The following is a 2,412-nucleotide window of genomic DNA, read 5'->3' as shown; positions in this document are numbered from 1 at the left end:
CGCGGCCGGCACCCCGGCCGCGGCGGTGCTGCGCGAGGCGCCGGTCGAGGATCCCGAGGGGTATGCGGAGATCTTCGGGACCGCGAACGCGTGGGAGACCACCTATCTGCATCTGCTGCCCGCCGACGGCGCCGAGCACCCGGTGTTGCGCTGGATGGAGGGCACCGCGTTGCGGCCGGTCCGCGCGGTCCTCGACGACACGGCCTGGCACGACCTCCGCACCGAGCTGGCGGCCCGGCTGGCCGACGCGTACCCGATCCGCGACGGCCGGGTGGCCTTCCCCTTCCGCCGCGTCTTCGTCGTGGCCCGGACGTAGGGTTTCTGCCGTGAGAGATCTGACCTCGTTCATCGCGGGCCTGCCCAAGGCCGAGCTGCACGTCCACCATGTCGGGTCCGCGTCGCCGCGGATCGTGGCCGAGCTGGCCGCCCGGCACGAGGGTTCGACGCCGGTGCCGGCCGACCCGGCCGCGCTGGCCGACTTCTTCGCGTTCCGCGACTTCGCCCACTTCGTCGAGATCTACCTGAGCGTCGTCGACCTGATCCGCGACGACGAGGACGTGCGGACGCTGACCTACGAGATCGCCCGCGAGCTGGCCCGTGGCCAGGTGCGGTACGCCGAGCTGACCGTCACGCCGTACTCACACGTGCGGCGCGGGATCGCGGCGCCGGCGTTCTGCGCGGCGATCGAGGACGCGCGCGTGAGCGCCGCGCGGGACTTCGGCCTCGAGCTGCGCTGGTGCTTCGACATCCCGGGCGAGGCCGGGCTGCCGGCCGCCGAGGAGACGCTGCGCATCGCCTTGACGGAGCGGCCGGAGGGGCTGGTCAGCTTCGGCCTGGGCGGGCCTGAGATCGGGGTGCCACGGCCGCAGTTCAAGCCGTATTTCGACCGGGCGCGGGCCGCCGGCCTGCACAGCGTCCCGCACGCCGGTGAGACCACCGGGCCGGAGACCATCTGGGACGCGGTGCGGGAGCTGGGCGCCGAGCGGATCGGGCACGGCATCGCGGCGGCGCAAGATCCCGAGTTGATGGCGTACCTGGCCGAGCACGGCATCCCGCTCGAGGTGTGCCCGACCTCCAACGTGCGCACCCGGGCGGTCGCGAGCCTCGACGAGCATCCCCTCGCCACGCTGGTCGGCGCGGGCGTGCCGGTGACGATCAACTCCGACGACCCGCCGATGTTCGGGACCACGATCGAGCAGGAGTACGCGGTCGCCGCGCGGCTGCTCGACCTGGACGAGGCCGGGGTGGCCGAGCTGGCCCGGGCGGCGGCGCGGGCGTCCTTCCAGGCGCCGGCCGGGCGTGCGGCGGTGCTCGCCGAGATCGACGCCTACGCGGCTACACCGGTTCAGGCATGAGGATGGTCAGCACGGCCATGATGCCCACCGTCGCCACGCTGACCATGACGGCCCAGCGGACGAGCCGGCGCAGCGACGACCGTGGCGGTTCCTCGTCGAGCATCGGATCGAATCCCTCGTCGACGTCGATCTTCGTCATGCGGTGGTTCCCTTCTCCCGGCCGGCCACCGGGATCATCCGGGGACGGCGGTCCAGCTCTGGTGCCGTGACCCGTCGGGGTTCTGCAGGACCAGGAGGCGGTGGGCGCCGAAGCGTTGCGCGCCCACGCCGACGACCAGGTCGCCGTCCGTGGAACGCAGCGTGAAGCCGTAACCGGACAGCCGCAGGATCCACGTGTTCGCGTCCCCGCCCACGCACTCGCCCTGCACCAGCGGGGTCCCGGCCACCGTGTTGCCGTCCAGCGGGACGGCGCACTTGCCGGTCGCCCGCGACCGCAGCGAGAACGCGCCGCCACCGGCCGGGACCAGCTTCCACTGCTGTTGCGCGTCACCGTCGGAGCCGGCCAGCGTGATCGCCGTGCCGCTCGCGGACCGTGCGGCGTAGAGGTCCGCGGCGCCCCCGGTCAGCGCGTTCTCCAGGACGAACCAGGTGTTCTGCGCCGGCCGGGCCGCGGGCAGCGTCTCGGCGGTGCCCTTGGCCAGGTACTTCGCCTTCGCGTTGCGGAGGGTGACCACGTATTTCGTGTCCGGGCGCAGGCCGATCAGCCGGGCCCGGGTGGCGACCGTGGTGGCGATCGGCACGCCGTCGACAGTGACCTCGTAGCGTGTGCCGCGGCCCGCGGAGCTCCAGGTGAGCCGGACGGAGTGGCTGGACGGCTCGCGGACCTCCAGCACCGCCTGGACGGGCGCGGCGGCCTCCTCCCGCACCGGCACGCCGGCGTCGGTGGCCGGCTCCTGCGCCGCGTCGCGGGCCGGCTCCTCGGTGGCCGGCTCCTCGGCGGCGGGCGGAGGCGTGGGCTCGCCGGAGGGCAGCTCGACCGGCGGGATGACCGGGCCGTCGCCGCTGCCGGTCCCGTCGCCGCTACCGATCCCGTCACCGCTGTCGTCGGGCGCGTCTC

At 74.1% G+C, this 2,412-nt stretch carries 3 protein-coding genes and 1 pseudogene; 2 read left to right on the top strand and 2 right to left on the bottom strand.

The genetic code is table 11. The features are described from left to right. Both AB0M20_RS38430 and AB0M20_RS38425 read left to right on the top strand, forming a co-directional pair. Positions 1 to 316 (top strand): annotated as a pseudogene (locus AB0M20_RS38430) (trans-aconitate 2-methyltransferase); the annotation flags it as partial. 10 nt (positions 317 to 326) lie between these two features. Then, positions 327 to 1,355 carry an adenosine deaminase gene (locus tag AB0M20_RS38425; protein WP_364305832.1) on the top strand — a complete coding sequence of 343 codons (1,029 nt, stop codon included), beginning with the start codon at positions 327 to 329 and terminating at the stop codon, positions 1,353 to 1,355. Here the strand turns inward: AB0M20_RS38425 and AB0M20_RS38420 are convergent. Together AB0M20_RS38420 and AB0M20_RS38415 are read right to left on the bottom strand one after the other, a co-directional pair. After that, a complete protein-coding gene (locus tag AB0M20_RS38420; RefSeq protein WP_364305830.1) occupies positions 1,336 to 1,494 on the bottom strand; it encodes a hypothetical protein in 159 nt (52 codons plus the stop codon). The two genes, AB0M20_RS38425 and AB0M20_RS38420, sit on opposite strands and share 20 nt — an antisense overlap. Positions 1,495 to 1,528: 34 nt before the next feature. Then, the coding region (locus tag AB0M20_RS38415) for an RICIN domain-containing protein (protein WP_364305828.1) at positions 1,529 to 2,412 on the bottom strand (884 nt) is incomplete at its 5' end.

Origin of the sequence: Actinoplanes sp. NPDC051633 (assembly GCF_040681735.1) — a bacterium.
GTDB lineage: Bacteria > Actinomycetota > Actinomycetes > Mycobacteriales > Micromonosporaceae > Actinoplanes.
Note: the sequence above shows the minus strand (reverse complement) of the source record. Positions and strands in the feature narration are given on the sequence as shown.

Excerpts from the sequence above, each read along its gene's own strand:
- AB0M20_RS38420 (WP_364305830.1), bottom strand. The coding sequence starts at position 1,494 with ATGACGAAGATCGACGTCGACGAGGGATTCGATCCGATGCTCGACGAG.